Below are 26184 nucleotides of genomic sequence, written 5' to 3'. Positions count from 1 at the left end.
GACGTACAGGGGACTTCCATGCATGCAGTGATCCTCGCAGGTGGCAAGGGCGTTCGGCTGCGGCCGTACACGACGGCGCTGCCCAAGCCGCTCGTGCCCATCGGTGACCAGCACGCGATCCTGGAGATCGTGCTCCGGCAGCTGGCCGCGAGCGGCTTCACGAGCTGCACCATCGCCATCGGTCACCTCGGCCACATCATCCGTGCGTACGTCGGCAACGGCTCGCAGTGGGGCCTGCGCGTCGGCTACTCGACGGAGGACAGTCCGCTCGGCACCATGGGCCCGCTGCTGACCATGATGGACCGGCTGCCCGACGAGTTCCTGGTGATGAACGGCGACATCCTCACCGACCTCGACTACGGGGACGTACTGCGGGAACACCGCTCGTCCGGGGCGCCGCTCACCGTCGCCACGTACGCCCGCAAGGTGGCGATCGACTTCGGCGTCCTGACGACCGAGGGGGGCCGGGTCGTCGGCTTCGCCGAGAAGCCGAGCATGGACTACCGCGTCTCCATGGGGGTGTACGGGCTCTCCCGGGAGACGCTCGCCGGATACACCCCCGGCCTGCCGCTCGGCTTCGACGAACTGGTCCTCGACCTGCTGGCCGCCGAGACACCCCCGCACGCCTACGACTTCGACGGCTACTGGCTCGACATCGGCCGCCCCGACGACTACGACCGGGCCAACGCGGAGTTCACCACCCACCGCGGCCTGCTCCTCAAGGGGGCGTGAGCCGGACATGCGCATTCTCGTCCTGGGTTCCACCGGATTCCTGGGCGGGCACACCGCCGGGCAGCTGCGCGCCCTGCCGGGCGTGCGGCTGCTCGCCGGCGGGCGGTCCCCGGCCGCCGATGTGCCCCTCGACCTCACCGCCGACCCGGAGATCCTGGCGGACGCGCTGCGCGCCGCCGCGCCCGACGCGGTCGTCAACTGCGCGGGTCTGGTGACCGGAAGCCCCGTGCGGCTCACCGACGCCAACGCCCGCGGCCCCGCCGCGCTCTGCGAGGCCCTGGCCGTGGCGGCGCCCGGAGCGCGCCTGGTCCACCTCGGCTCGGCGGCCGAGTACGGACCCACCGCGCCGGGCGAAGCCGTGGCCGAGGACGCGGCCACCCGTCCCCAGGGCCCGTACGGAGCCACCAAACTGGCCGGCACGGCCGCCGTGACCGCGTCGGCCCTCGACGCCGTCGTGCTGCGCGTGTTCAATCCGGTCGGTCCGGGCGCCCCGGCCGCCGGACTGCCGGGGCGGCTCGCGGGGGAACTGCGCAGGGCCGCGGTGTCCGGGACCGTACGGGTGGGGGACCTGTCGGCCTACCGGGACTTCGTGGACGTTCGGGACGTCGCGCGCGCCGCCGTCCTCGCGGCGACGCTTCCCGGTCCGCTGCCCCGCGTGCTCAACATCGGCAGCGGCCGGGCGACCGTCGTCCGCGACATCGCCGACGGGCTGGTCCGGGCGGCCGGCTTCCGGGGCCTCGTCGAGGAGACGAGCGGGGGCTCGGCCCGCTCGTCGGCGGTCTCCTGGCAGTGCGCGGACATCGGGGCGGCGCGGGCCGCGCTCGGCTGGCAGCCGGGGCGGGGGCTCGACGCATCGCTGGCGGACCTGTGGCAGGCGCTGCCGGGGGCCGCTGTGCCGGCAGCCCGGTGAAGCCGGCGCCGGAGCCGGAACCCCTGCCGCCGGCGAAGCTGCTCGTTCCCATGTACGTCCACCCCGCCGTCGACCCCGGCGCCTGGTGGACGCTCGTGGAGTCCGCGCCCCGGCTGTACGGCGTGGTGCTCAACATCGCGGACGGCCCCGGCACCGTGCCCGAGCCGTCGTTCGCCGCCGCCGCCCGCGCTCTGCGGGCGGCGGGGGTCCGGCTGCTCGGGTACGCCGACACCGACTACGGCCACCGGCCGCTGCGGGCCGTGACCGCCGACTTCGACCGCTACCGCGACTGGTACGCCACCGACGGCTTCTTCCTGGACCAGGCCGCCGCCGAACCGGGCGCCGTACGCCACTACCGGCGCCTCGCCCGGGCGGCGCGCTCCCGGGGCGGCCGTACGGTCGTCCTCAACCCGGGCGTGCACCCGGCGCCGGCCTACGCGGGGGTCGCCGATCTGCTGGTCACCTTCGAAGGCGACTGGGCCGCCTATTCGGCGGCGCCGGTGGCACCGGCCTGGACGGCGGCGCACCCGCCGGAACGCTTCTGCCATCTCGTGCACGGCGTGCCGGCCGGACTGTGCGCGCTCGCCGCCCGCACGGCGGCGCTGCGCCGCGCCGCCGTGCACTGCGCGGTCCCGGGCCACGGACCCAACCCCTGGTCGCTCCTGCCGCCCGTACTGCACCGGAAGGCCCCATGACCCGCTCGCGCCCGCTCTGCCTGCTCTTCCTTCTCGCCCTGCTGGCAGCGTGCTCGGCTCCGGCGCCCGAACCGGCACCGGACCCCCGTCCGCCGCACTCCGGACGGTGGCGGCCGGCTGTCGGTACGGCCTGGCAGTGGCAGCTGGAGGGCCGGGTCGACCGCCGCGTCGACGTGCCCGTCTACGACATCGACGGGTTCGAGAACGACGCCGCGGCGGTGCGCCGGCTGCACCGGGACGGCCGCAAGGTCATCTGCTACATCAACGCGGGCGCGTGGGAGTCGTTCCGCCCCGACCGCCGGGACTTCCCCGCCGCCGTCCTGGGCCGGGGCAACGGGTGGGCAGGCGAACGCTGGCTCGACATCCGCCGGCTGGACGTCCTGCGCCCGCTGATGGCCAAGCGGTTCGACATGTGCCGCGAGAAGGGCTTCGACGCGGTGGAGCCGGATCTGATGGACGGCTATCTCAACGACACCGGCTTTCCGCTGACCGCCGGCCACCAGCTCGCGTACAACCGCATGCTCGCCGGGCTCGCCCACGCCCGCGGGATGTCGGTGGGGCTGAAGAACGACCTGCCGCAGATCCCGCGGCTGGTCGCGGACTTCGACTTCGCGGTGAACGAGGAGTGCGTGCAGTACGACGACTGCGCCGCACTCGCTCCGTTCGTGAAGGCCGGCAAGGCGGTACTGCACGTCGAATACGCCGTCCCGGTCGGCGACTTCTGCGAGCGCTCCAGAAAGCTCGGCCTCAGCTCGATGCGCAAGAGGCTGGACCTGGGGGTGTGGCGCCAGCCCTGCTAGTCGCCCGGCGCACCGGGCCCGTAAGTCCGGCGGGCGGGAGTGCGGTGGATGGGCGGGCGTGGGCGACCGCCCGGCCACCGGGGACCGACGGGTGGGCTACGACGGGCGGCGGGGCCGGCCGCGCTTGCCGCCGCCCTTGGACCCGCCGGACGAGCCGCCGGAGCCGCTCCGGGGGTTCCGGCCCGCCGATTTCCCGGCCGCTTTCCCGGACCTCGCGGCCGACTTCCCGGCCGGCTTGCCCGCTGCGGCCTTCCGCCCTCCGCCGCGCGCGTCAGGGCTCTTGCCCTTCGGCTCGGCCGCCTGGGCCGGCGGGCGCCCGCGGGTGCTGTTCACGGTCCGCCCGCGGACGATCCCGATGAACTGCTCCACCAGATCGGTGGTCTCGTCCTGCGGCCACGACAGCGCGACCCTCGACTGGGGCGCGTCCGAGACGGCGACGTAGGTGAGGTCCCTGCGGTGGTGGAGGCGGGCGAGCGACTGGGGGACGACGAGCAGTCCCACTCCGGCCGCCACCAGCTCGACGGCGTCGGCCGTCGTCGCGGGGCGCTCGTTCGCCGGCTGGCCCGGCGGACGCTCCCAGTCCAGGGTGTCGTCCAGGGGGTGCAGCACGAGGTCGTCGGCGAGGTCCGCCACGGACACCTCGTCGACCGCCGCCGCCGGGTGGTCCTTCGGGACGACGACCACAGTCGTCTCGGTGTAGAGCGGGATCGCGCTGAGGTCCGTGCGGTCGACCGGCAGCCGTACGAATCCGGCGTCGGCGTCACCGCCCCGCAGCACGTCGAACGCGTCGGCGGCGGAGACCCCCATGAGGGTCAGCGGGATTCCCGGCAGCCGCTCGTTCCAGATCCGCACCCACTTCGTGGGCATGACTCCCGGCACGTAGGCGAGCCGGAACGAAGAGGGTGTTTCCGAGCCTGTCACCCGGCAAGGTTACCGCCATGGTCGGAGGTGGCACGCACGCTCGATACCCTTGACACCATGACGTCCCACCAGAACACCCAGACCATGAAGCCCGCGACCGCGGCGAAGAAGCTGGGTGTGTACCTCGAGGCCACCCCCGCCGCTTTCCAGGAGGGTGTCGTCTCGCGCACCGAGCTCAACGCACTCCAGACCGACCCGCCCGAGTGGCTGGTGGAGCTGCGGCGCAACGGCCCCCACCCCCGTCCGGTGGTCGCGGCCAAGCTCGGCGTCTCCATCGCCGGTCTCGCCCGTGGCGGAGCCACGGAGCCGCTCACCACGGAGCAGATCGAAGCCCTGAAGGCGGAGAACCCCGAGTGGCTTCAGCAGGAACGCGCCACCCTGGCCGAGGTCAGGAAGGAAGCGGTGCGTATCAAGGAGAAGAACGCGGAGCGCGCCGCCCGCGCGACGCGCGACTGACCGTCCTCGTGCGAAAGGGGGGCGCCCGGATGTCCGGGCGCCCCCCTTTCGCACGTCACGGCGTACGCGGTACGGGATGACCCGCCCCCCGTCGCCCCCGCGACGGCGGCGGACGCGGTCAGGGCTGCGGGGTCCACCGGTGTGGGGCGACGATGGAGAGAGCGCGTCGCCCGCCGAAGAAGTGAAGCAGCCACTGTGCCGGCGGGTGGAAGGAGCAGTCGGCCATGGACACGGACGGGTTCGCCGCCGATCTCGGCCCTGCCGGACGTGCGGAGCTGGGCCCTTCCCCGCCGGGCGGACTCCTGGACGTCCTGGGGGTGGCCGCGATCGTCCTGGACGCGGACGGGCGGATCGTGTTCTGGAGCCCTCAGGCGCAGGCGTTGCTGGGGTACAGCGCCCAGGAGGCGCTCGGCCGGTACGCGGCCCGGCTGCTGGTCGCGGACGAGCACGTCGATCTTGTGCTGGGGCTGTTCGCGCAGGTGATGGAGGGCGAGGGGACCTGGGCGGGCGTGTTTCCCGTACGTCACCGGGACGGCCGGACGCGGTTGCTGGAGTTCCGCAACATGCGGCTGCTGGACGACCGCGGTGATCTGTACGCCCTGGGCCTGGCCACCGATCAGGCGACGCTGCAACGGGTGGAGCGGGACCTGGCGCTTTCCGTGCGGCTGGTCGACCAGTCACCGATCGGGCTGGCCGTCATGGACACCGACCTGCGGTACGTGATGGTCAACCCGGCACTGGAGCGGATCAACGGTCTTCCGGCCGAGGACCATCTCGGACGGAGCGTGCACGAAGCGCTGCCGTTGCTGGACGCCGACCCCCTGGAAGCGGGGCTGCGGCAGGTCCTGGCCACCGGCGTCCCGCTGCTGGACCAGTACACCGTCGGCCGTACCCGGGCCGATCCCGGCACCGAGCACGCCTGGTCGGTCTCCTGCTTCCGGCTGGAGGACGGCGGCGGGAAGGTCCTGGGGGTGGCCACCTCGTCGGTGGACGTCACCGACCGGCACCGGGCCGCTCTGGAAGCCGAGCGGGCCCGGCACCGGCTGGCCGTGGTCGCCGACGCGTCGGTGCGCATCGGCACCACGCTGGACCTGGAGCAGACCGCCCGTGAGCTGGCCGATGTCGCCGTGCCGGAGCTCGCCGACATGGCCGCCGTGGACCTCCTCGACGCCGCGCTGGCGGGCCACCGCACCACCGTTCCCTCCGGCGGACCGGCGCTGTTCCGGGCCCTGGCTGTGGCCGCCGCCTATCCCACCGAGGCCGCGAGCGCCGCCGACGCTGCGGGCGAGATCGCGCGGTACGACGCCGACCGGCTGGTCACCCGGTGCGTCAACACGAGCCGGCCCGTCATGGTGCCGCACGTGGGCGAGGCCGACCTGTCCCTCATCGCCCGCGACCCGCGCGCGGCGGCGCTGATGGCCCGGGCGGGTGTCCACTCGTACCTGGCCGTGCCGCTGATCGCGCGCGGTGAGGTCATCGGCGCCCTGGATCTCGTACGGGCCCGGAACGCGCAGCCGTTCACCGATGACGACGCCACCCTGGCCTCCGAGCTGGCTGCGCGCGCCGCGGTCTGCATCGACAACGCCCGCTGGTACCAGCAGCAGCGGGACACCGCCCTCACCCTTCAGCGCAGCCTCCTGCCCGAGCCGCCGCCGCGGCTGTTCGGCCTGGAGGTCGCCTCCCGCTACCAGCCGGCCGGCGCCGCCAGTGAGGTCGGTGGCGACTGGTACGACATCCTCCCGCTTCCCGACCACAAGACCGCTCTCGTCGTCGGCGACGTCATGGGCAGCGGCATCAAGGCCGCCACCACCATGGGACGGCTGCGCACCGCGACCCAGACGCTCGCCGGACTGGGCCTGGAGCCCACCCAGGTTCTTCTCAACCTGGACCGGATCACCGCGGGTCTGGACCCCTACTTCGCCACCTGCACCTACGCGCTCTACGACCCCCACAGCGCGCAGTGCCGCATCTCCACGGCCGGGCATCTGCCGCCCGTGCGGATGCGGCCCGGTCACGATCCGGAACTCCTCGACCTGCCCACCGGCGCTCCGCTGGGCGTCGGCGGCGTACCGTTTCGCTCCACCGCCGTCGACCTGGACCCCGGCGACCAGCTGGTCCTCTACACCGACGGCCTGGTCGAGACCCGTGACCAGGACATCGACACCCGCCTGGACGCCCTCGTCACGCTGCTCGGCGGCCCGCACCGCGCGCTCGAATACACCTGCGACCACCTGCTGGCGGCGCTGCGGCATCCCGACGACCACGACGACGTGGCCCTGCTCATCGCCCGGGTCCGCCGCTGACCGCGCCGGATGCCCGGCGCCGGGTGCTACGAGGGGACGGGGGCTACGAGGGGACGGGGGCGCCCGTGGGCGAGTCGTCGGTCTCCGGCTGCTGCGGCGGGTCGCTGAGCTGCTCGCGCACGTAGTTCCAGACCACCGCGATCAGCGCGGCCGCCGGTACCGCGAGCAGGCTGCCCACGATGCCGGTCAGGCTGCCGCCCAGCGTCACGGCGAGCAGCACCACCGCCGCGTGCAGGCCCAGTCCGCGACTCTGGATCATGGGCTGGAACACGTTGCCTTCGAGCTGCTGCACCACGACGATGATGGCCAGCACGATCAGCGCGTCGGTCAGGCCGTTCGACACCAACGCGATGAGCACCGCGACCAGGCCGGCGAACAGCGCTCCCACGATCGGCACGAACGCCGAGACGAAGGTGAGCACCGCCAGCGGGAGCACCAGGGGCACGTCGAGGATCCACAGACCGAGACCGATGAGCACGGCGTCCAGCAGGCCGACGAATGCCTGTGAACGCACGAACGCGCCCAGGGTGTCCCAGCCGCGCTCGGCCACGATCGGCACGTCGGTGGCGAGTCGGCCGGGGAGCTGGCGGGTGAGCCAGGGCAGGAAGCGCGGGCCGTCCTTGAGGAAGAAGAACATCAGGAAGAGCGCCAGGACGGCGGTGACCACACCGTTGAAGACGGTGCTCACCCCGGTGCCGACAGCGGTGACCATGCTGCCGAGGCTGTCCTGAACCCGGGTGACTGCGGTGTCGAAGGCACCCGCGATCTCGTCCTCGCCGATGTTCAGCGGCGGCCCGGAGGCCCACTCGCGCAGTTTCTGGATGCCTTCGACCACGCCGTCGGTCAGCTCGCCGGACTGCGACGCCACCGGAACCGCGATCAGCGCCACGATGCCCGCGGCGACCAGCAGGAACAGCACGGTCACCACCGCCGCGGCCAGGGCCGGGCGCCAGCCGTGCCGGCGCAGGAAGCGCGCCAGCGGCCAGGTCAGCGTGGTGAGGAACAGGGCCACTATGAGCGGCCAGACGACCGACCACATGCGGCCTAGAAGCCACAGGGCAACCGCTGTGAGCAGGAGGACCAGCAGCAACTCGACGGAGACGCGCGCCGATCTCCGCAGCGCGGCGGAGGTTTTCGCGGAACTCAACTTGGCAGACATGGGGGAAACCCTATGGGCAGGCCGGCCGCACGTCGGCAACGGTCCGGCACCGACTCCCGCACCGGGTACGAACCGTGCGGCACCGGCACACGAACAGCCCGCGGCGGCCTCCGACCGTTTGCCGCGCTCACCAGCGGGCCGCCGCCCAGGCGAGCGCGTAGCCCGCGCTGTTGAGGGCGCAGTGCAGCGCGACGGGAGGGACGAGGCTGCCGGAGCGGCGGCGGAGTTCGCAGAAGAACACGCCGGCGAGGGCGGTACCGGCCACCGCTGCCGCCACCGACAGGGCGACGGCGGTCGGGCCCGTGCCGAAGACGGCCTCGGCGGCCTCGTTGGCACGCGTGAGCCCTCGTGCGGGTTCCACGTGCCAGAGGCCGAAGAGGACCGAGGAAGTGACGGTCGCCCAGGCGGGTCCCCGCCGTCGCTCGACCATGGCCCACAGGACTCCCCGGAATGCCGTCTCCTCGAGCAGTACGGTGCCGAGCGGTACGCGCACCAGTACGCGGAACACCAGCTCGCCGTGGGTGAGCCCAGCGGCGCGTTCGTCCAGGAAGGCTTCCCGGGTGAACGGCACGGCCAGGCCCACGAGGTAGACCAGTACGACGGCGCCGGCCAGGACGAGTCCCCAGCGCAGTCCCCGGCGGGCACTCCCGGCTCCGAGCCCGAGGTCGTCCCGGCTGAGTCCGTCCCACCGGGCGATCAGCAGGAGAACGGCGGTCGTGGCCACGCAGAGAGGGACGTACCAGTCGGCCGGCAGCCGGCTGCCCCACACCTGCACGGCGGCGAGAACCGCGATGACGAGAGTGATCCGCATCGTCGTACCAGAATCGCCGAAGACCCGGGGACGGTCCTCATCCGACGCGCCGGGCCGTCGTCGGCGCCCCCGTGGTCACACGGCCCGGCGCATGCAGGTCCGGGGCCACCGGTCCAGACCGTGTGCCGCTTCGCTGCGGCGGATCCGCCGCAGGCCGGGGGTGAGCCCGCTGTCGTCCAGGAGCCGGAAACCGCAACGCGCGTAGTAGGGGGCGTTCCACGGGACCTCGGTGAACGTGGTGAGGGTCAGCGCGGGTGTCCCCTCGCCGCCGGCGTACACGGCCAGGTGGTCCAGCAGCGACCGGCCGATTCCGCGCCGCGCGCTGTCCGGGTGCACCGACACCTGCTCGACGTGCAGGTTGCCGTCGACGCGGTCGGCGATGAGGTAAGCGACCGGGGTGTCGGTGTCATCGACGGCGGCCCAGGCGAGCCCGGCGTGGTGGTAGCGGGCGAGCTCATCGAGCGGCAGCGGCTCGTCGGCGGCGATCTCCGGCATTCCGATGTCGCGGAAGCACCGCCCGGCCGCCCTCTCGATGTCTCGGAGGAGAGGCAGCTCGTCCAGGTGCACCGCTCGCATACGCATGCACGCATTGTCCGTGGCGGGCCGGACGGCGCCAACGGATTTCACGTTCCCCGAGGCAGCCCCTCGCGCCGGCGCCGACGTACCCCGGCGGTGAGCACGGCGGCGACCGCCTCGACGGTCAGGGTCGTCTCATCGGACTCCGGGCTTCGCGGGGCCGGTCAGGCGAGGTGGAACACTTCGGCGAGCGGTTTCATGGCCCGGTCCGGCCGGTCGCCGTCGAGCGCTTCGAAGAACTCGCCCATCTCTGCCTGCCAGCGGGCGTTGATATCCGTGGCGGCCATGGCGGCCTGCGCCCCGGCGAAGTCCTCCGTCTCCAGGTAGCCGACGAGCAGCCCGTCCTCGCGCAGGAAGAGCGAGTAGTTGTGCCAGCCGGCGGCCGAGAGGGCTTCGAGCATTCCGGGCCAGACCGCCGCATGCCGTTCGCGGTACTCGTCGATGCGGCCCTGGCGGACCTTGAGGAGGAAGCAGACGCGCTGCACGGGTGCGTACCGCCGCTCGCGTCTAGAGGTCGAACTCGTCGAGGGCCGGGATGGGCGCCGGGGCCTGGTCGGGCTGGTTCACGGGGAGCTCCTCAACGGCGGTCTCAGCGCCGAGTGGTGAAAGGTTTCAACAAGGTTCTCGGAAGCTAGACGCGCCGCACCGACTCCGTCAATGGGTGTGCGCCGGAAAGCCTCGCCGCTGAGCCTATTTGTATTGCGCGCGCCGTAATCCCGCATCAGACCCTTGACAGGGATGTTCGCCACACATAGCTTCTGGAAAATGAAACGATTCATGCTCCACGGGCATCCATGCGGCACACAGGAGCACTGCCGATGACGACCCCACCGGACGTCTCCACGACGACCCGACCGGACGTCTCCACGATGACGACCCGACCGGATATCTCCACCGTGAAGGCGGCTCTCAGGACACAGGCCATCGAGACGCCGTCATGGGCCTACGGGAACTCGGGCACCCGCTTCAAGGTGTTCGCGCAGCCCGGTGTCCCCCGTACCCCGCGAGAGAAACTGGACGACGCCGCCCGCGTCCATCAGCACACCGGCGCGGCCCCGACCGTCGCCCTGCACATCCCCTGGGACAAGTGCGGCTCCTCCGGCGGATACACGGAGCTGGCCACGTACGCCGAGGAGCGCGGCCTGCGGCTCGGGGCGATCAACTCCAACGTCTTCCAGGACGACGACTACAAGCTGGGCAGCGTCTGCAACCCCGACCCCGCCGTGCGCCGCAAGGCCCTTGACCACCTGCTCGAATGCGTCGACATCATGGACGCCACCGGCTCCCGCGACCTGAAGCTGTGGTTTTCCGACGGCACGAACTACCCGGGTCAGGACGACATCCGGGCCCGTCAGGACCGCCTCGGGGAGGCCCTTGCCACCGTCTACGAACGGCTGGGCGACCACCAGCGGATGCTGATCGAGTACAAGCTCTTCGAGCCCGCCTTCTACACCATGGACGTGCCGGACTGGGGCACGGCGTACGCCCATTGCCTGAAGCTGGGCGAGAAGGCGCAGGTGGTGGTCGACACCGGGCACCACGCGCCGGGCACCAACATCGAGTTCATCGTCTCCCTGCTGCTGCGGGAGGGGAAGCTCGGCGGGTTCGACTTCAACTCGCGGTTCTACGCCGACGACGACCTGATGGCCGGAGCGGCGGACCCGTTCCAGCTGTTCCGGATCATGTACGAGGTGGTGCGGGGCGGCGGCCTCGACTCCGGCGCGGCCTTCATGCTCGACCAGTGCCACAACGTCGAGGCGAAGATCCCCGCGATCATCCGCTCCGTGATGAACGTTCAGGAAGCCACGGCCAAAGCCCTGCTGGTGGACGCCGGCGCGCTCGGCGAAGCCCAGGCGGCGGGAGACGTGCTGGCCGCCAACGCGGTCCTCATGGACGCGTACAGCACCGATGTCCGGCCGCTGCTCGCCGAGGTGCGCGAGGAGGCCGGCATCGATCCGGACCCGATGGCGGCGTACCGCCGCTCGGGCTGGGCGCAGAAGATCGTCGACGAGCGCGTGGGCGGGACCCAGTCCGGATGGGGGGCGTGATCCGTATGACGGGGCACCATGAGGCGCAGGCAGCCGTCGACGGGCTGTTGAAGCGCTCGCACCGGCTGGGAGCCGATCCGCGCAACACCAACTACGCCGGCGGCAATACGTCGGCCAAGGCCACTGCCCTCGACCCGGTGACCGGTGAGGGCGTCGAGCTGATGTGGGTCAAGGGTTCGGGCGGTGACCTGGGCACGCTCACGGCGGACGGGCTCGCCGCGCTGCGCCTCGACCGGCTGCGCGCGCTCACCGGGGTGTATCCGGGGGTTGACCGCGAGGATGACATGGCCGCCGCCTTCGAGTACTGCCTGCACGGCAAGGGAGGCGCGGCCCCCTCGATCGACACCGCGATGCACGGCCTCGTCGACGCCGCCCATGTCGACCACCTGCACCCCGACTCCGGTATCGCCCTGGCCTGCGCCGCCGACGGGGAGAAGCTCACCGCCGAGTGCTTCGGCGAGCAGGTGGTGTGGGTGCCCTGGCGGCGGCCCGGCTTCCAGCTCGGCCTGGACATCGCCGCGGTCAAGGAGGCCAACCCCCGGGCCGTCGGCTGCGTCCTCGGCGGGCACGGCATCACGGCGTGGGGCGCGACGTCCGAGGAGTGCGAAGCCAACTCGCTGCACATCATCCGCACCGCCGAGGTGTTCCTCGCCGAGCGCGGCCGGCCCGAGCCCTTCGGCCCGGTCCTGGAGGGGTACGAGCCGCTGGGCACCGCCGAACGCCGGGAGCGCGCGGCCGCGCTCGCCCCGTACGTACGGGCTGTCGCGTCTGCCGACCGGCCGCAGGTCGGCCACTTCGACGACTCCGACACCGTCCTGGACTTCCTCTCCCGCGCCGAGCACGGGCGGCTGGCGGCCCTGGGTACCAGCTGCCCGGACCACTTCCTGCGGACGAAGGTCAGGCCGCTCGTGCTCGACGTACCGCCGTCCGCACCGCGGGAAGAGGTGATCGCACGGCTCAAGGAGCTCCACACCGGGTACCGCGAGGAGTACCGCGCGTACTACGAGCGGCACGCGGAGGCCGGCTCGCCCGCGATGCGGGGCGCGGACCCAGCGATCGTACTGATCCCCGGTGTCGGCATGTTCTCGTTCGGCAAGGACAAGCAGACGGCGCGGGTGGCGGGCGAGTTCTACGTCAACGCGATCAATGTCATGCGGGGCGCGGAGTCGGTTTCGGCGTACGCGCCGATCGAGGAGCGCGAGAAGTTCCGCATCGAGTACTGGGAGCTGGAGGAGGCCAAGCTGCGGCGGATGCCGGAGCCGAAGCCCCTGGCCACGCGGACCGCGCTCGTCACAGGGGCCGGATCCGGCATCGGCAGGGCGATCGCCCACCGGCTGGTGGCGGCGGGGGCGTGCGTCGTGGTCGCCGACCTGGACGCGGCGAAGGCGGCGTCGGTGGCGGAGGAGCTGGGCGGACCGGACAAGGCGGTCGCCGTCACGGTGGATGTGACGGACGAGGAGCAGATCGCGGCGGCCTTCCGGGAGGCGCTGCTCGCGTTCGGCGGGGTCGACCTGGTGGTCAACAACGCCGGGATCTCCATCTCCAAGCCGCTGCTGGAGACTTCGGCACGGGACTGGGACCTCCAGCACGACGTCATGGCGCGCGGCTCCTTCCTCGTCTCGCGGGAGGCGGCCCGGGTGATGACCGCGCAGGGGCTGGGCGGCGACATCGTCTACATCGCATCGAAGAACGCCGTCTTCGCGGGCCCCAACAACATCGCGTACTCCGCGACCAAGGCCGATCAGGCGCATCAAGTGCGGCTGCTGGCAGCCGAGTTGGGTGAGCATGGCATCCGGGTCAACGGAGTCAACCCGGACGGTGTGGTGCGCGGGTCCGGCATCTTCGCGTCGGGCTGGGGAGCGCAGCGGGCCGCCGTGTACGGGGTGGAGGAGGAGAAGCTGGGCGAGTTCTACGCTCAGCGCACGCTGCTGAAGCGGGAAGTGCTGCCGGAGCATGTCGCGAACGCCGTCTTCGCTCTGACGGGCGGTGACCTCACGCATACGACGGGACTGCACATCCCGGTGGACGCGGGCGTCGCGGCGGCGTTCCTGAGGTAACGACGCGGCCGACTGCGGCGGAGCGGAAAGGGCCGCCACAGTCGCCCCTCCCCCGAGCCGAACCCCACCCGCATTCCACGAGGAATCCATGCCACCCACCCGCACCCGCACCCACACCTTCGCCGCCGTGGATCTCGGCGCGTCCAGCGGGCGCGTCATGGTGGCCATGGTCGGACCCGGGTCCCTGCGCCTGCGAGAGGTGCACCGGTTCCCGAACAGGCCGGTCCGGGTCGGCGGCACCCTGCACTGGGACATCCTCGCCCTCTACGGGGGGGTACTGGACGGCCTGCGGGCGGCCGGAGCAGCGGCGGGCGGGCGGCTCGCAGGGGTCGGGATCGACAGCTGGGCGGTGGACTACGCGCTGCTCGACGCCGACGGGGCTCTGCTCGGGAACCCCGTGCACTACCGGGACACCCGCACCGACGGCGCCCCGGAGAAGATCGCGGCCGCGGTTCCGCCCGAAGAGCTGTACGCCGCGACGGGCCTTCAGCACCTGCCGTTCAACACCGTCTTCCAGCTCGTCGCGGCCCGCGGTACGCCCCAACTCGCGGCGGCGAAGCGGCTCCTGCTGATCCCCGACCTGATCTCGTACTGGCTGACGGGCGAGGCCGGTACCGAGATCACCAACGCCTCCACCACCCAGCTCGTCGATCCGCGCACCCGCGCCTGGTCCCCCGTCGTCGCCGCGCGTCTCGGTATCGACCTCGGCCTCTTCCCGCCCCTGCGCAGCCCCGGCGACCCGGCAGGATTTCTGCGGCCCGGGGTGCTGGCCGAGACGGGACTTACCGCCGGCGGCCCCGTCCCGGTGACCGCCGTGGGATCGCACGACACGGCGTCGGCGGTGGTGGGTGTCCCGGCGGACGGCGACGACTTCGCGTACATCGCGACCGGCACCTGGTCCCTGGCGGGGCTCGAACTCGACCGTCCCGTACTCACCGAGGCGTCCAGGGCGGCGAACTTCACCAACGAGCTGGGCGTGGACGGCACCGTCCGCTACCTCCGCAACATCATGGGCCTGTGGCTGCTCCAGGAGTGCCTGCGGACCTGGGAGGCACAAGGCGACCCGCAGGATCTCGACGCCCTCCTCGAAGCCGCGGCCCGCGCGACGCCGCTGCGCTCGGTCGTCGACGCGGGCGACCCGGCCTTCCTCGCGCCGGACGACATGCCACGGCGTATCGCACAGGCATGTGTCCGCACCGGACAGCCGGAGCCCCGCACACCCGCGGCCGTGACCCGCTGTGTACTGGACTCGCTCGCCCTGGCCCATCGCAGGGCCGTCGAGGAGGCCCAGACGCTGTCCGGCCGGACGGCGAGAACCGTGCACATCGTCGGCGGCGGCGCGCACAACACGCTGTTGTGCCGGCTGACGGCGGACGCGACCGGCCTGCCGGTCGTCGCGGGCCCCGCCGAGGCGGCGGCCCTCGGCAATGTCCTGGTCCAGGCGCGCGCGGCCGGTGTGGTCGGCGGGCGACTCGCCGATCTGCGGGCGCTGCTGCGCGCCACCCAGCCGTTGCGGTACTACGATCCGGCGGGCGACCGTACGGCGTGGGACGAGGCCGCTGACCGTATCGGGGCAGGCACTGTCACCGGCACCGGCAGAGGCACAGGAACGGAGGCGTGAGGTGCGCGTAGCTCTCTTCGTCACGTGCGTGAACGACACGCTTTATCCGCGCACCGGACAAGCCGTGGTGCGGCTGCTGGAGCGGCTGGGTGTGGAGGTGGACTTCCCGCAGCCCCAGACCTGTTGCGGGCAGCCGCAGTTTAACACCGGCTACCGCCACGAGACGGAGCCGCTGGTACGCCGCTTCGACCGCGCCTTCGCCGACCACGAGTACGTCGTCACGCCGTCCGGTTCCTGCGCCGCGATGGTCAGGGACAACTACCCGCGCATCGGGGCGAAGGCAGCCGCCGAGGGGCGCGGCGAGGAGCTGGCCGAGGCCGCGGGGCGGGCCGTTCCGAAGACGTACGAGCTGACGGAGTTCCTGGTCGACGTCCTCGGCGTGACCGATGTCGGTGCCTGGTTCCCGTACGCCGTCACCTACCACCCCACCTGCCACGGACTGCGTGTTCTGGGCCTGGGAGAGCGGCCGCGCAGACTGCTGGAGCAGGTAAAGGGGCTGGAACTGCGCGAGCTGCCGGGAGCCCAGGAGTGCTGCGGTTTCGGCGGCACCTTCGCCGTGAAGAACGCCGCAGTGTCGGCGGCCATGGGCGCCGACAAGGTGCGCGCCGTCGAGTCGACGGGCGCAGGGGCGGTGTGCACGGTCGACAACTCCTGCCTCATGCACATCGGCGGCACGCTCGCCAAGAAGGGGTCCGCCGTACGGCCCGTGCACATCGGGGAGATTCTCGCCGCGACCGAGGAGGAGCCCTACGTATGAGCGGTACGAGCGATACATATCTCGGGATGCCGGCGTTCCCGGCAGCGGCGCGGGACGCCGTGCGGAACGAGACGCTGCGCGAGAACCTGCGCCATGCCACGCACACCATCCGCGACAAGCGCGCGAAGGCCGTGGCGGAGCTGGACGACTGGGCGTTGTTGCGTGCCGCCGGCAGGGACGTGAAGGAGCGGACCCTGCGCCATCTCGACCACTACCTGCTTCAGTTGGAGGAGTCGGTCACGGCGGCGGGCGGCACCGTGCACTGGGCAGCGGACGCCGGGGAAGCGAACCGGATCGTGACCGCGCTGGTGAAGCAGACCGGCCAGAGCGAAGTGGTCAAGGTCAAGTCGATGGCCACGCAGGAGATCGGGCTCAACGAGGCACTGGAGGCCGAAGGCATCCGCGCCTACGAGACCGACCTCGCGGAGCTCATCGTGCAGCTCGGCGACGACCGGCCGTCACACATCCTGGTGCCCGCCATCCACCGCAACCGGGGCGAGATCCGCGACATCTTCGCTCAGAGGATGGGGAGTTGGGGCAGGCCCGCCCTGGCCGGGCTGAGCGACGACCCGGCCGAACTTGCCGAGGCGGCCCGCGTCCATCTGCGGGAGAAGTTCCTGCGCGCCAAGGTGGGGATTTCCGGCGCGAACTTCATGGTGGCGGAGACCGGCACCCTCGTCGTGGTCGAGTCCGAGGGCAACGGCCGGATGTGCCTGACCCTCCCCGAGACGCTGATCTCCGTCGTGGGCATCGAGAAGGTCGTTCCTACCTGGCAGGACCTCGAAGTGTTTCTTCAGACCCTGCCGCGCTCCTCGACGGCGGAGCGGATGAACCCGTACACGAGCATGTGGACGGGTACGACGGACAGCGACGGGCCGCGCACCTTCCACCTGGTCCTGCTGGACAACGGCCGTACGGACACGCTCGCGGACGAGGTGGGGCGCCAGGCCCTGCGCTGCATCCGCTGCTCGGCGTGCCTGAACGTGTGCCCGGTGTACGAGCGGGCGGGCGGCCACGCGTACGGCTCGGTCTATCCGGGCCCCATCGGCGCGATCCTCAGCCCGCAGCTGCGCGGCACCGGGAGCGATGTCGACGCCTCGCTGCCGTACGCGTCGTCGCTGTGCGGGGCCTGCTACGACGTGTGTCCTGTCGCCATCGACATCCCTGAGGTGCTGGTGCATCTGCGGGAGCGGGTGGTGGAGGGCGGCGAGGTGACCAGGAACGGGGAGCGGGTCACCATCAAGCCCGCGAAGGGGCACACGGCCGAGCGTGCGGCGATGCGCGCGGCACGCTGGGTGCTGGACCACCCGGGCGCACTGCGGGCCGGACAGCGGCTGGCGTCCCGTACCCGCCGCCTCCACCCGAAGCGGCTGCCGGGGCCGGGGCGGGCGTGGACCGACACGCGCGCGCTGCCGGAGGTCCCCGCGGAGTCGTTCAGGGACTGGTGGCAGCGCACGCGGGGAGGAGCCCGATGAACGGGAGCGTCAGCGGCGGTGCCAGCAGCAGCAGGGAAAGGGTGTTGGCGCGGGTGCGCCGGGCACTGGCGGACGTGCCGCGCGACGAGCGGCCGCGGGATGTCGGGGTGGAGCGCGGCTATCTGCGCGTGCACGGCGACCGGACGGCCGAGCAGACGGTCGACCTGCTCGCGGAGAACCTGGCGGACTACCGGGCGCTCGTGCACCGGGTGGACGCGGCAGGGCTGCCCCGGCTGCTGAAGCGGCTCCTGGCCGCACACGGCTCGCGTTCGGTGCTCGTACCGCCGGGGCTCCCGTCCGAATGGCTGGCCGCCGCAGACCCGGCCGTGGTGCCCGACCGGGAGGCGGACACGGCGTACGAACTCGACACCGTCGACAGTGTGGTGACGGGCTGCGCGGTCGCGATCGCCGAGACCGGCACGATCGTCCTGGACGGCGGCCCCGACCAGGGCAGGCGCCGGATCACTCTGGTGCCCGACCACCACATCTGCGTCGTACGGGTGCCGGACCAGGTGGTCAGGTCCGTACCGCAAGCGCTCGAACGGCTGGACCCCGGGCGGCCGCAGACCTGGATCTCGGGTCCCTCGGCCACCAGCGACATCGAGCTGAACCGGGTCGAGGGCGTCCATGGCCCGCGCACGCTCGAAGTGATCCTGGTCGGCGGCGGGTCCGAGAGGCAGGCCCCTTCGGTGCGCTGACCGGCGAGCCGCGAGCCTCGATCCGAGTCCGCGCATCACCGGATGATCTGCTGGGATCTGCGCGCCCCTGCAACAGGGCTGTGACAGCAACCCCATCGAGTGGCACCCGTGCTACTCGGTAAACTCTGGGTTCGGCTGTACTTCTGGTGACTCTCCTGGTTGGGGGAGGTGGTGCGGCGGTTGCCTATCGGGGGTGTGGCGCGCTGTGGCGATGATGTTGCCGGATGAGCTCGAGTGGGTTCTGAAGATGCTCGGCTACAACTGGCCGACGGCGAACGAGGACCTGCTCAGAGATTCCGCCCAGTTGTGGCGGACGTTCGGTGACGACGTCCAGAAGCTGCGCGTACGGGCGGACACCAGTGCCCGGACGGTGGTCGCGCACAACGCGGGCGAGTCCATCGAGAAGTTCGCCACGCACTACAAGAAGTTCTCCAACGGCTCGGACGGCTACCTCTCCAACGCCGCCGAAGCCGCCTACATCATCGCGAACACCTTCGAAGCCGCCGCGTACTTGGTGGAGTTCGCGAAGTACGCGGTCATCGTCCAGCTCATCGCCCTGGCCATCCAGATCGCCGCCGCGGCCGCCGCCTCCGTCGTCACCTTCGGCCTGTCCGCCGCAGCCGGCATGGTCGCCACCCAGATCACCCGCCTCGCCGTACGACGCATCCTCGACGCGCTCAAAGACGCGCTGATGCAAGCCATCATCGAGGCGATGAAGGAACCGGCCGTCTCCGCCGTCCAGGCCATGGTCACCGACCTCGTCAGGCAGTCCGTGAACGTCGGCTTCGGCGCCCAGGAAGGCTTCGACCTCAGCAAAACCGTCTCCGCCGGTGCCAAGGGCGGCTGGGAAGCCATCAAGCAGACGCCGCAGACGTTCGCCGAGGGGTTGCGTGACGGCCTGGGCAAGAAGGCCGGCAGCAGCGTCCGCGACGGCATCGACAGTGGCTACAACAACAGCATGGACGCCTTCAACAACCGCAACAATCCCACAACGGGCAGCGGTGACGGCGGCAGCAGCGGCAGCTCGGGGAGTGAAGGCACCGGAAGCGACAGCTCCTCCTCCAACGGTTCGAACTCCTCAAGCTCCGCGAACTCATCGGGGTCGTCCAACTCCTCCGGCTCGACAAACTCATCGGGGTCGTCCAGCTCGTCGGCATCAACGAGTTCGTCGGGCTCCTCCAACTCCTCGAACCCGACCGGCACCTCGGACACCTCCAACCCCTCCAGCTCCTCCAGCTCCTCCGACTCGTCCGACTCGGACTCGTCGATGACTTCGCGTGCGAACGCCAACACAGGCAACACGAACATCGGCGGTGGCATATCCGCCGACGGCGACGGACCGGCGACCTACAACGCCCCCGACCTCGGAAACCTCCCCAGCACCGACACGGGGAGCGCCACCCCGGACTCGTCGCCCAGCAGCTCGGACACCGGGCACAGTCCTTCCGCCTCGGACCCGCCCTCCCCGCCGACGCTGTCGGACTTCGACGACCCGACACCGAGCAGTTCATCCCCGGCGCCGTCCCCGGCCCCGACTGCCGACACCAGCAGCAGTACGCCCAGTGCGGGCGACAACCGGGCAGGCTCGTCCTCGCCCGGCGGTCTCACCTCACCCAGCCCGCAATCGGCGCCCACGCCGACGGGCGGCAGCACACCCTCGTCCACCAGTGGCGGCGGCTCGATCAGTACGTCGATCGACAGCCTCGCCGCCAGCATCCCCACCCAGTCCAACGCCGCCCCCGCGCCCACCACAGCCGATTCCTCGACCACGGCCGGCCCCCGCCCGGACGGCAACTCCTCGATGCCGACCTCACCCACCTCCCCCTCCACAGCGGACGGCGGAACGGGCGCACGCACCGGCACCAACACCACCCCAGGCAGCACCCCGTCCAGTACGAGCCCCACCAGCCCCAACCCCGCGCAGAGCACACCCAGGACCCCGTCCAGCACCCCAGGCATCCCCAACCCCACTGGCACCGGCACCGGCCCCGCCTCCACCCCGAGCCCTACACCTTCCACGCCCCCACGCAGTACTCCGGCACCATCGACGGACGGCCGCGTCCCCGGGCCGACGCCCGGACCCGTAACCAGCCCCAACGGCAACACACCTGGCGGGGCCAACACCCGTACTCCGGGAGCGCACCAGCCCACGCCCGGCGCGGGTGACAACCGCACCCCGAACCCGAACCAGCCCACACCCGGGACCGCACCGAGCCGCACGCCGAACCCCAGCACGCCCAGCACGCCCAGCACGCCCAGCACGCCCAGCACGCCCGGCACGCCCGGCGCGAACACGAACACGAACACGGGCTCGACCACGCCCAGCACACCCGGCCCCGGATCAACCACACCGGCCCAGGACCCGAGGCAGCCCGCGCCGCCCAGGAGCGCCCAGCCGCCCACAGTGACTCCAACGGCGGTACCGGGCAACAGCACTCCGGGCACCCCGAATCAGCCCGGAGCCAGCCCCAGCCCCAGCCCCACCCCGGGCAACAAGCCCCAACAGCCGGGCTCACACCCCCACGCACCCCAAAACACGCAACCGGGCCCGGCGAACACACCCAGCACACCCAGCACACCCAACACGCCGAACCAGCAGCAAGCGACGGCGATCCCCATCCACACCGTGACCCCGGCCCCGGCCCCGGCCCCGGCCCCGGCCCCCAACGGTCACACCGCCCAGCCCGCCACGCCGACCCCCAACACCACCCCGCCCACCCAGCAGCCGGGCCAGAACGACAACACCAGGCCCACCGCGACGCCGGCCTCGGCAACCCGCGACAACACACCCCCCGGCGGCGTCACCGACCCCACCCGCGCGGAACAGGACGCCCTGGAAAACTCCGTCCCCCGAGACGAGAACGGCGACCCCACCCGCCCACCGGACCCCGCAGACGGCCCCTGGGTCCAGAACATCAACGGCAGCGGACCCGACACACCGGGCCGCAACAACAACTGCGTCGACACCGCCCTGTCCACCGTCGACACCTACGCCGGCAACCCCACAGCCGCAGGCGCACGTACCCCGGACCCGGACACCAACGGCAACCCCTCCGACCGCGGCGAAAGAGGCGGCCGCGACCGCATCGAGAACACCCTCGGCGCCCGGTTCAGCGACCTGGGCAACGGCCGCGACGCCTTCAACCGCCTGGAGAACACCCTCCGCAACAGCGGCCACGGCTCACAGGCCGTCATCATCACCCAGGACACCAACGGCCGCGCCCACGCCTGGAATGCCGTCAACCACAACGGCAAGATCACCTATATCGACGCCCAAACCGGCCGCACCAGCCCCAACCCCCTGCACAGCGGCAACAACGGCGTCTTCGCCATCCCCCTGGACGCAAACCGGCAGCCGATCACACCGGGCACCGGCGATCGCTCCCGGCCGGACTCGGATCGCTCCGACCGCCGCGCTCCTGGGACGGACGGCAACGCTGACCGTCGAGCACCCGAGGCCCCCGCGGGCACTGATCCGGGCTCTGATCCCAACGGCTCGGACACCTCGGACGCGAAGGACGCCACACCCAAGAACGGGGGCCAGCAGCCCTACACCGGCCCCCACGACCGGGGTGTCAGCGACACCGCACAACAAGGCCGCGACGTCACCCGTGACGGCCCGGGGAGTGATACTTCGCGCACGCTGGACAGCGAAGGGACGCATTCGCGGGAATACGGTCTCGAGCCCGACGCCCGCCAGCGAGAGCTGCGGAGCAACCAGGACGTCCATCGCGTCGAACTGGACCGGGTGCACGACAACCTGGACCGGTGGGCCGGGTCCGGTCATCTGGCCAGCGTCCTCCAAGCGACGGCTGGTGCCTCGTCGCATCCCGACGACCCCAACCGACCCCGCAGTTTCACCAGGTCGCAGCTCACTGAACGCCTTCCTGGGTTCGGTCAGCTCTCCCGTGGGGAACAGCAGGCCGTCGTGGCGTCGCTCGCCCGGCTCAGCCTTTCCTCCCACCGGCAGCATGGTGTGGGCAGCAACCCGGAACACATCAAGGAACCATACCGGCAGCCGGGCGAGCCCGATCCGGGCCCGAAGACTCCGGACAGAAACGCGAAGAAGGCCACTGGGTCCCTTGGAGCGAAACTCCACCAGAAGTTCGGGAACAACTTCGTCAAGCAACTCATCAAGGACCGCGCCAAGGAAGGAGACGAACTGAGCCAGAAGCAGGCGGCAACAGCGCGGAGGCACGGTCCGGACTTCTCGGACAAGAATTTCGCGGTGCTTGAATTGCAGGGCCCTCCTCCGGGCGACGACGTGATATACGTCGTGGACTCCTCCGTGCCTGCGAACGAAGCGGGGGTCACTCCCCGCCATTCAGAGAAACACCTTCTTGAATGGCTCAAACGGGCAGACCCTGACGGGACGAAGTACACACCGCTGGGGCTCTACACGGAGCGCGAGCCCTGTGGTGAGGGCCAAGGGCATGCGAAGTGCTCCGATACGTTGCAGGACCAGCAACTCGGAAAAATACCGATCAACTACAGCGCCACGTATCGGACCGATCCGCAAGGTCCGATCGATCGCGATGCCGTGACTGATCAACGGGACGATCAACTCGAATCCTGGTCCGACCGACCCGTCCAGGAAGTGAGGGATGAACTCGAGCGACGCCTTCGTGAGAAGTACGTCCCGCACTCCAAGAAGCTTCCTGAGAAGTTGAATGCCGTAAACAACATGAGCGAGAGTCAGGCAAGAGAAGCGCTTGCGACCGCAATCACCAACGAGTACAAGAAGATCCGGGACGAGACGAGAACTCACAAGGAGCAGGCCATGGTGGCGGAGATGACCCGACACGTCGACGTTCTGCGACGCACCTGGGACAAAGTCCTGCCCCAGTTGATTTGAGCCCCACAGACCGTCAAGGGGGCCGAGGATTCACCCCGCCGACCAAGCGAACTAGGCTAGCCACCATGCCAGACAGCATCGAATCCCTTGTAGGGGATCTGACGTCCGACGACCGCACCGTCCGCACAGAAGCGCAGGACGCCCTTGTCGCTTTGGGATCTGCGGCGGTCGAGCACGTTCTGCCGCTCCTCGATGACCGACGGACTGCGGGAGAACTGGAAGGCATCGCTTTCTTCCGACGCGCAGCGGACAGCGCAGTTCCGCGCCTTCAGGAGATTAGGCGCAGGGGCCCGGGCCGCTTGCGCAGGGCGGCTCTTCGAGCACTGGCGGAGGTGAGAGGGGAAGAGGGCCTGGAGTCGAGAGATCGCCAAGCCGTCGAACGGCTCGTACGGATCAAGCTGCTGCGCGAGAAGCAGGAGCGAGTGACCCTGCCTCGGGAAACTCGATGGCTGGCCTTCCCGGCCGACCGGCTCGAAGGCGCCGTCGCCGCACTAGGGCTCCACGACCTCCGGCCCGCCACCTGCGCCATGGGAGTGGCGGCGACCACCGTCGCCAAGGATGCCATCGAGAACGAGACGCCGGACGGCGGGAAAGTCGTTGCATACCGGGCCTTCATCACACCAGAATTCAAGGGCTGGCGGTTGGTCTACGGTGATTCTTTTCTGGACGCAGCCGGCGGGCCGGAATTGGCGGAGCGAATCAGCGAGCGTTGCGGCGAGGGGCACTTCTACAGCATCGACACGTATCACAACGCCAATGTCTGGTGGATCGCAGAGAACGGTCGCGTCGTGCGTGGACACAGCACATACGCCGACCCCGAATGGGTCGGAGAGCCACTGCCCTTCGAGCTCACGTACATCGAAGCCGACGCGGACGACCCATTTCTCGATCGTGATCTCGTCGAGAGGTACTCCGAAGGTGCCACCGATCCCGACATGGTGGCCCTGAAGCTCTCGGTGGAACCCCGCCGGATGCGCCCGGCGACGATGCGGGGCCATGGTTGGTTGGCCACTACACACCCCGCGGTGCCGAGCGGCGCGTTCCGGGGCGCCCTGCCCATCTGACAGAAGAGCTCAGGCACAAAAGTCCAGTCGTTGATCCTCGAAGCGACCTGCTCCGCACACCTGCGAGCAAGTGGGAGACGGAAAGCCATGACCGGCTCGACCGACAACTACGCACCGCACCCTCACATCGGCGGGCGCACCGCTGCCTTGCGGGCGCTGGCCGCGTGGCGGACGCAGCGGCCGGGGTCGCCGCGTGTCGTGCTGCTGACCGGGAGCTCCGGCAGTGGACGCTCCCGGCTTCTCACCGGTTTCCTCATGCTCTGCGACCCCGAGTTCCGTAAGCAGCTGATCCTCGACGAACTCGACCCCTCGACCGTACCGCCGGAGCTGCCCGCTCCTGCCGTACCGAGCGCCAAGGGACTGACCTCTGCGCAGTTCTTGTGGGTACTCGCCGACCACTACGGTCTGGATGCCTCCGATGCACCGTCGGTGTACGCCGAGTTGGCCCGGCTCGGGCCACTGACCATCGTTGTACCGGATGTCGATCGCGCGGGCCCGGTGCGGGCCGCGGAAGAACCGGTGCGGCTGGTACGGGACGTACTCGCACGTCTCGCTGCCGCACCGAACATCCGCCTGCTCGTCGAGGTGCCCCGCGAACTCGTTGTCGAGTTGGGCGAGGGCCTCCCGCCCGGGACGACGCAGGTCATCGACCTCGACGATCCGGAGTGGGCCGACCCCGAGGCCATCGCCCGGCAAGCCGAGGCCATGCTGAATCCTGCGTTCCTGGCACCCGACCTGCCCTTCACGACCGACGCCGCTGTGCGCCGGACGCTGGCCGAAAAGATCGGCCGGCGAGCCGGAAGCAGTCCCCTGGTGGCAGAGCTCGCGGTCAACAGCATTCTGACCGCACCGGAGGGTGTGGACCCCGACGACGAACGGCTGTGGCCCACCACGATCGGTGAGGCCCTTGATCTGCACGCCAGGAGACTCGGCGCCGATCCCCAGTTGCTCCGACTCGTGCTCGCCCCGCTGGCACTCGCCGAAGGGCAGGGTCTTCCCGTGGAGTTGTGGGCGCCGCTCGCGAGTGCGGTCGCCGGACGGGACATGCGGTCGGCCATCGCGAACGGGATGGCTCTGGCGGGTCCCTTCGTGCAGCCTCTGGAAATCGAAGAGGACCCGATCACCGAGCGGACATTGATCCGCCTGCTGCACCCTGCCATCGCCGATCAGGTGCAGACCGGCCTCCCAGACATTCGAGCAGCGCAAGCCCGGATCGCGATGGCCCTTCTCCAGTCGGTGCCTGATCAGGACTGGGGTCTTGCGGATCCGTATGTCTGCGACCACATAGCCGCGCACGCCCTCGAAGCAGGGCTGTTGCCTCAGCTCCTCACCGACCCGGGACTGTTCGTGCACGCCGACCCGGTCACGCTGCGTGCGGCTCTGGAGTCTGTGCCGGTCGGCACACTCGGGGCGCCAGCCCTCACCTATTTGCGCACCGCCCCCTTGTTGACCCGTACCCAGGGTTCCGAGTTGCTGCGGGCCGCCCTCCTGGAATCCGCTTTTGTTGAGGACGGGCTGCCCGAGTATTGCGAGGCGGTGCACCGGCTCGGCCTCGACCTCCCCTGGCGAACTCTCTGGAGCGTGTCGGTGCCCGGCGTCAGCGAGGTGACCATCGCGCGAGTCCCGGGCGCCAACGGAACCGACCTGCCGGTGGCGGTACTGGTGGTGCCGGCCGGTACCCCCGGGGCGCAATCGGCAGAGGCAACCGGCGACTCGGCGGTCCTTGTTCACGGTCTTCTGCATCCGGGCACCCTTCTCGAGGGAGTCGACCTGGCACAGGTCGTGCGCCCTTCCGAAGAGGAGCGTGCCGCCTCGCCTTTCGGCCTCAGCCGAGGCTCCGACTATGTCCGGGTGTGGGACCGGGCCAACGACGACGCGGTGACGGCACTGATCTGCGACTCTCCCATCACCAGCGTTGACCTGTCGCCGGAGGGCATCCTCCTGGTAGCAACGGCGCGCGGCGCCAGGGCTCTGCGGATCCACTCGGATTCCCACCGGCCTTCGCGCCACAGTGCTTGACGGACCCGTGTGACCACCCGGGAGCGGGCGCTCGCCACCTCTTGGCCGGCTCGTCCCTTGCCCAGTTCACCGCGATGCTGTGCTTGCGGTGGAAGTACATGCCGGCCTGCACCACGAGCGCTGCGGGAGTTCAGCATTCGCAATACGCGACGCTCGGCGAAGTGCCCTCGATACTGGGCTCAGCCGGTCAAGAGGCCGACTCACCTGGACAGCGGTCGGTCACCGAA

General features: G+C 70.8%; 20 protein-coding genes. 15 read left to right on the top strand and 5 right to left on the bottom strand.

Annotated features, from left to right (window positions below; all coding sequences use genetic code 11):
* The first annotated feature begins 18 nt into the window (after positions 1 to 18).
* The 4 genes from AS594_RS31395 to AS594_RS31380 are packed head-to-tail and all read left to right on the top strand — an operon-like array spanning position 19 to position 3137.
* On the top strand, positions 19 to 732 hold the full coding sequence (locus AS594_RS31395) for a nucleotidyltransferase family protein (protein ID WP_069930102.1): 714 nt from the start codon (positions 19 to 21) through the stop codon (positions 730 to 732).
* 7 nt (positions 733 to 739) lie between these two features.
* Complete coding sequence (locus tag AS594_RS31390; protein ID WP_069935598.1) at positions 740 to 1642, top strand: NAD-dependent epimerase/dehydratase family protein; 903 nt, start codon at positions 740 to 742, stop codon at positions 1640 to 1642.
* Positions 1639 to 2337 carry a spherulation-specific family 4 protein gene (locus AS594_RS31385; protein WP_420877864.1) on the top strand — a complete coding sequence of 233 codons (699 nt, stop codon included), beginning with the start codon at positions 1639 to 1641 and terminating at the stop codon, positions 2335 to 2337. The genes AS594_RS31390 and AS594_RS31385 overlap by 4 nt, the downstream gene beginning before the upstream one ends.
* Positions 2334 to 3137 carry an endo alpha-1,4 polygalactosaminidase gene (locus AS594_RS31380; protein WP_069775362.1) on the top strand — a complete coding sequence of 268 codons (804 nt, stop codon included), beginning with the start codon at positions 2334 to 2336 and terminating at the stop codon, positions 3135 to 3137. Before AS594_RS31385 ends, AS594_RS31380 begins: the two co-directional genes overlap by 4 nt.
* A gap of 96 nt (positions 3138 to 3233) precedes the next feature.
* Here the strand turns inward: AS594_RS31380 and AS594_RS31375 are convergent, their stop codons facing one another.
* Positions 3234 to 4058: a LysR family substrate-binding domain-containing protein gene (locus tag AS594_RS31375; protein ID WP_069775363.1), complete on the bottom strand. Its 825-nt coding sequence runs from the start codon at positions 4056 to 4058 to the stop codon at positions 3234 to 3236.
* Positions 4059 to 4115: 57 nt separating this feature from the next.
* On the opposite strand from AS594_RS31375, the gene AS594_RS31370 reads away from it, so the two are divergent.
* Together AS594_RS31370 and AS594_RS31365 are read left to right on the top strand one after the other, a co-directional pair.
* Complete coding sequence (locus tag AS594_RS31370; RefSeq protein ID WP_069775364.1) at positions 4116 to 4514, top strand: DUF5997 family protein; 399 nt, start codon at positions 4116 to 4118, stop codon at positions 4512 to 4514.
* Between the two features lie 224 nt (positions 4515 to 4738).
* Positions 4739 to 6817 (top strand): SpoIIE family protein phosphatase, encoded by a 2079-nt coding sequence (locus AS594_RS31365; RefSeq protein ID WP_069775365.1) that lies wholly within the window; start codon positions 4739 to 4741, stop codon positions 6815 to 6817.
* Between the two features lie 43 nt (positions 6818 to 6860).
* Here the strand turns inward: AS594_RS31365 and AS594_RS31360 are convergent, their stop codons facing one another.
* The 4 genes from AS594_RS31360 to AS594_RS31345 form a co-directional block, all read right to left on the bottom strand.
* Positions 6861 to 7976, bottom strand: coding sequence for an AI-2E family transporter (locus tag AS594_RS31360; protein WP_069775366.1), 1116 nt, complete (start codon positions 7974 to 7976; stop codon positions 6861 to 6863).
* A gap of 127 nt (positions 7977 to 8103) precedes the next feature.
* A complete protein-coding gene (locus tag AS594_RS31355) occupies positions 8104 to 8787 on the bottom strand; it encodes a CPBP family intramembrane glutamic endopeptidase (RefSeq protein ID WP_069935597.1) in 684 nt (227 codons plus the stop codon).
* A gap of 75 nt (positions 8788 to 8862) precedes the next feature.
* Complete coding sequence (locus AS594_RS31350) at positions 8863 to 9369, bottom strand: GNAT family N-acetyltransferase (protein WP_069775369.1); 507 nt, start codon at positions 9367 to 9369, stop codon at positions 8863 to 8865.
* Positions 9370 to 9527: 158 nt separating this feature from the next.
* Positions 9528 to 9848: an L-rhamnose mutarotase gene (locus AS594_RS31345; protein WP_069775371.1), complete on the bottom strand. Its 321-nt coding sequence runs from the start codon at positions 9846 to 9848 to the stop codon at positions 9528 to 9530.
* A gap of 384 nt (positions 9849 to 10232) precedes the next feature.
* Here AS594_RS31345 and rhaI point away from each other — a divergent pair, with 384 nt between their 5' ends.
* The 9 genes from rhaI to AS594_RS31280 all read left to right on the top strand — a co-directional run bounded on the left by rhaI (position 10233) and on the right by AS594_RS31280 (position 25957).
* Positions 10233 to 11411, top strand: coding sequence for an L-rhamnose isomerase (gene rhaI, locus AS594_RS31340; RefSeq protein WP_069930912.1), 1179 nt, complete (start codon positions 10233 to 10235; stop codon positions 11409 to 11411).
* Between the two features lie 5 nt (positions 11412 to 11416).
* Entirely contained in the window at positions 11417 to 13468 is a 2052-nt protein-coding gene (locus AS594_RS31335; RefSeq protein WP_069930911.1) for a bifunctional rhamnulose-1-phosphate aldolase/short-chain dehydrogenase, read from the top strand.
* Positions 13469 to 13556: 88 nt separating this feature from the next.
* Entirely contained in the window at positions 13557 to 15089 is a 1533-nt protein-coding gene (locus AS594_RS31330) for a rhamnulokinase (RefSeq protein WP_069935596.1), read from the top strand.
* A 1-nt stretch (position 15090) separates the two neighbouring features.
* A complete protein-coding gene (locus tag AS594_RS31325; protein ID WP_069775373.1) occupies positions 15091 to 15846 on the top strand; it encodes a (Fe-S)-binding protein in 756 nt (251 codons plus the stop codon).
* A complete protein-coding gene (locus AS594_RS31320) occupies positions 15843 to 17321 on the top strand; it encodes a lactate utilization protein B (RefSeq protein ID WP_069775384.1) in 1479 nt (492 codons plus the stop codon). Before AS594_RS31325 ends, AS594_RS31320 begins: the two co-directional genes overlap by 4 nt.
* A complete protein-coding gene (locus AS594_RS31315) occupies positions 17318 to 18019 on the top strand; it encodes a LutC/YkgG family protein (protein ID WP_069775376.1) in 702 nt (233 codons plus the stop codon). The genes AS594_RS31320 and AS594_RS31315 overlap by 4 nt, the downstream gene beginning before the upstream one ends.
* A 211-nt stretch (positions 18020 to 18230) precedes the next feature.
* Complete coding sequence (locus AS594_RS44000) at positions 18231 to 22874, top strand: toxin glutamine deamidase domain-containing protein (RefSeq protein ID WP_141747183.1); 4644 nt, start codon at positions 18231 to 18233, stop codon at positions 22872 to 22874.
* Between the two features lie 65 nt (positions 22875 to 22939).
* Positions 22940 to 23938, top strand: coding sequence for a hypothetical protein (locus AS594_RS31285; RefSeq protein WP_069935592.1), 999 nt, complete (start codon positions 22940 to 22942; stop codon positions 23936 to 23938).
* An 87-nt stretch (positions 23939 to 24025) separates the two neighbouring features.
* The gene (locus AS594_RS31280; protein ID WP_069775387.1) at positions 24026 to 25957 is read left to right on the top strand and encodes a hypothetical protein; all 1932 of its coding nucleotides are present in this window, start codon (positions 24026 to 24028) and stop codon (positions 25955 to 25957) included.
* The last annotated feature ends 227 nt before the right edge of the window (positions 25958 to 26184 follow it).

Origin of the sequence: Streptomyces agglomeratus, from assembly GCF_001746415.1 — a bacterium.
GTDB classification, from domain to species: domain Bacteria; phylum Actinomycetota; class Actinomycetes; order Streptomycetales; family Streptomycetaceae; genus Streptomyces; species Streptomyces agglomeratus.
The sequence above is the reverse complement of the archived record's forward strand: the minus strand, read 5'-3'. Positions and strand labels throughout refer to the sequence as shown.

Coding starts and splice junctions, on each gene's coding strand:
- AS594_RS31395 (WP_069930102.1), top strand. CDS start 19: ATGCATGCAGTGATCCTCGCAGGTGGCAAGGGCGTTCGGCTGCGGCCG.
- AS594_RS31390 (WP_069935598.1), top strand. CDS start 740: ATGCGCATTCTCGTCCTGGGTTCCACCGGATTCCTGGGCGGGCACACC.
- AS594_RS31380 (WP_069775362.1), top strand. CDS start 2,334: ATGACCCGCTCGCGCCCGCTCTGCCTGCTCTTCCTTCTCGCCCTGCTG.
- AS594_RS31370 (WP_069775364.1), top strand. CDS start 4,116: ATGACGTCCCACCAGAACACCCAGACCATGAAGCCCGCGACCGCGGCG.
- AS594_RS31365 (WP_069775365.1), top strand. CDS start 4,739: ATGGACACGGACGGGTTCGCCGCCGATCTCGGCCCTGCCGGACGTGCG.
- AS594_RS31360 (WP_069775366.1), bottom strand. CDS start 7,976: ATGTCTGCCAAGTTGAGTTCCGCGAAAACCTCCGCCGCGCTGCGGAGA.
- AS594_RS31355 (WP_069935597.1), bottom strand. CDS start 8,787: ATGCGGATCACTCTCGTCATCGCGGTTCTCGCCGCCGTGCAGGTGTGG.
- AS594_RS31350 (WP_069775369.1), bottom strand. CDS start 9,369: ATGCGTATGCGAGCGGTGCACCTGGACGAGCTGCCTCTCCTCCGAGAC.
- rhaI (WP_069930912.1), top strand. CDS start 10,233: ATGACGACCCGACCGGATATCTCCACCGTGAAGGCGGCTCTCAGGACA.
- AS594_RS31335 (WP_069930911.1), top strand. CDS start 11,417: ATGACGGGGCACCATGAGGCGCAGGCAGCCGTCGACGGGCTGTTGAAG.
- AS594_RS31330 (WP_069935596.1), top strand. CDS start 13,557: ATGCCACCCACCCGCACCCGCACCCACACCTTCGCCGCCGTGGATCTC.
- AS594_RS31320 (WP_069775384.1), top strand. CDS start 15,843: ATGAGCGGTACGAGCGATACATATCTCGGGATGCCGGCGTTCCCGGCA.
- AS594_RS31315 (WP_069775376.1), top strand. CDS start 17,318: ATGAACGGGAGCGTCAGCGGCGGTGCCAGCAGCAGCAGGGAAAGGGTG.
- AS594_RS44000 (WP_141747183.1), top strand. CDS start 18,231: ATGATGTTGCCGGATGAGCTCGAGTGGGTTCTGAAGATGCTCGGCTAC.
- AS594_RS31285 (WP_069935592.1), top strand. CDS start 22,940: ATGCCAGACAGCATCGAATCCCTTGTAGGGGATCTGACGTCCGACGAC.
- AS594_RS31280 (WP_069775387.1), top strand. CDS start 24,026: ATGACCGGCTCGACCGACAACTACGCACCGCACCCTCACATCGGCGGG.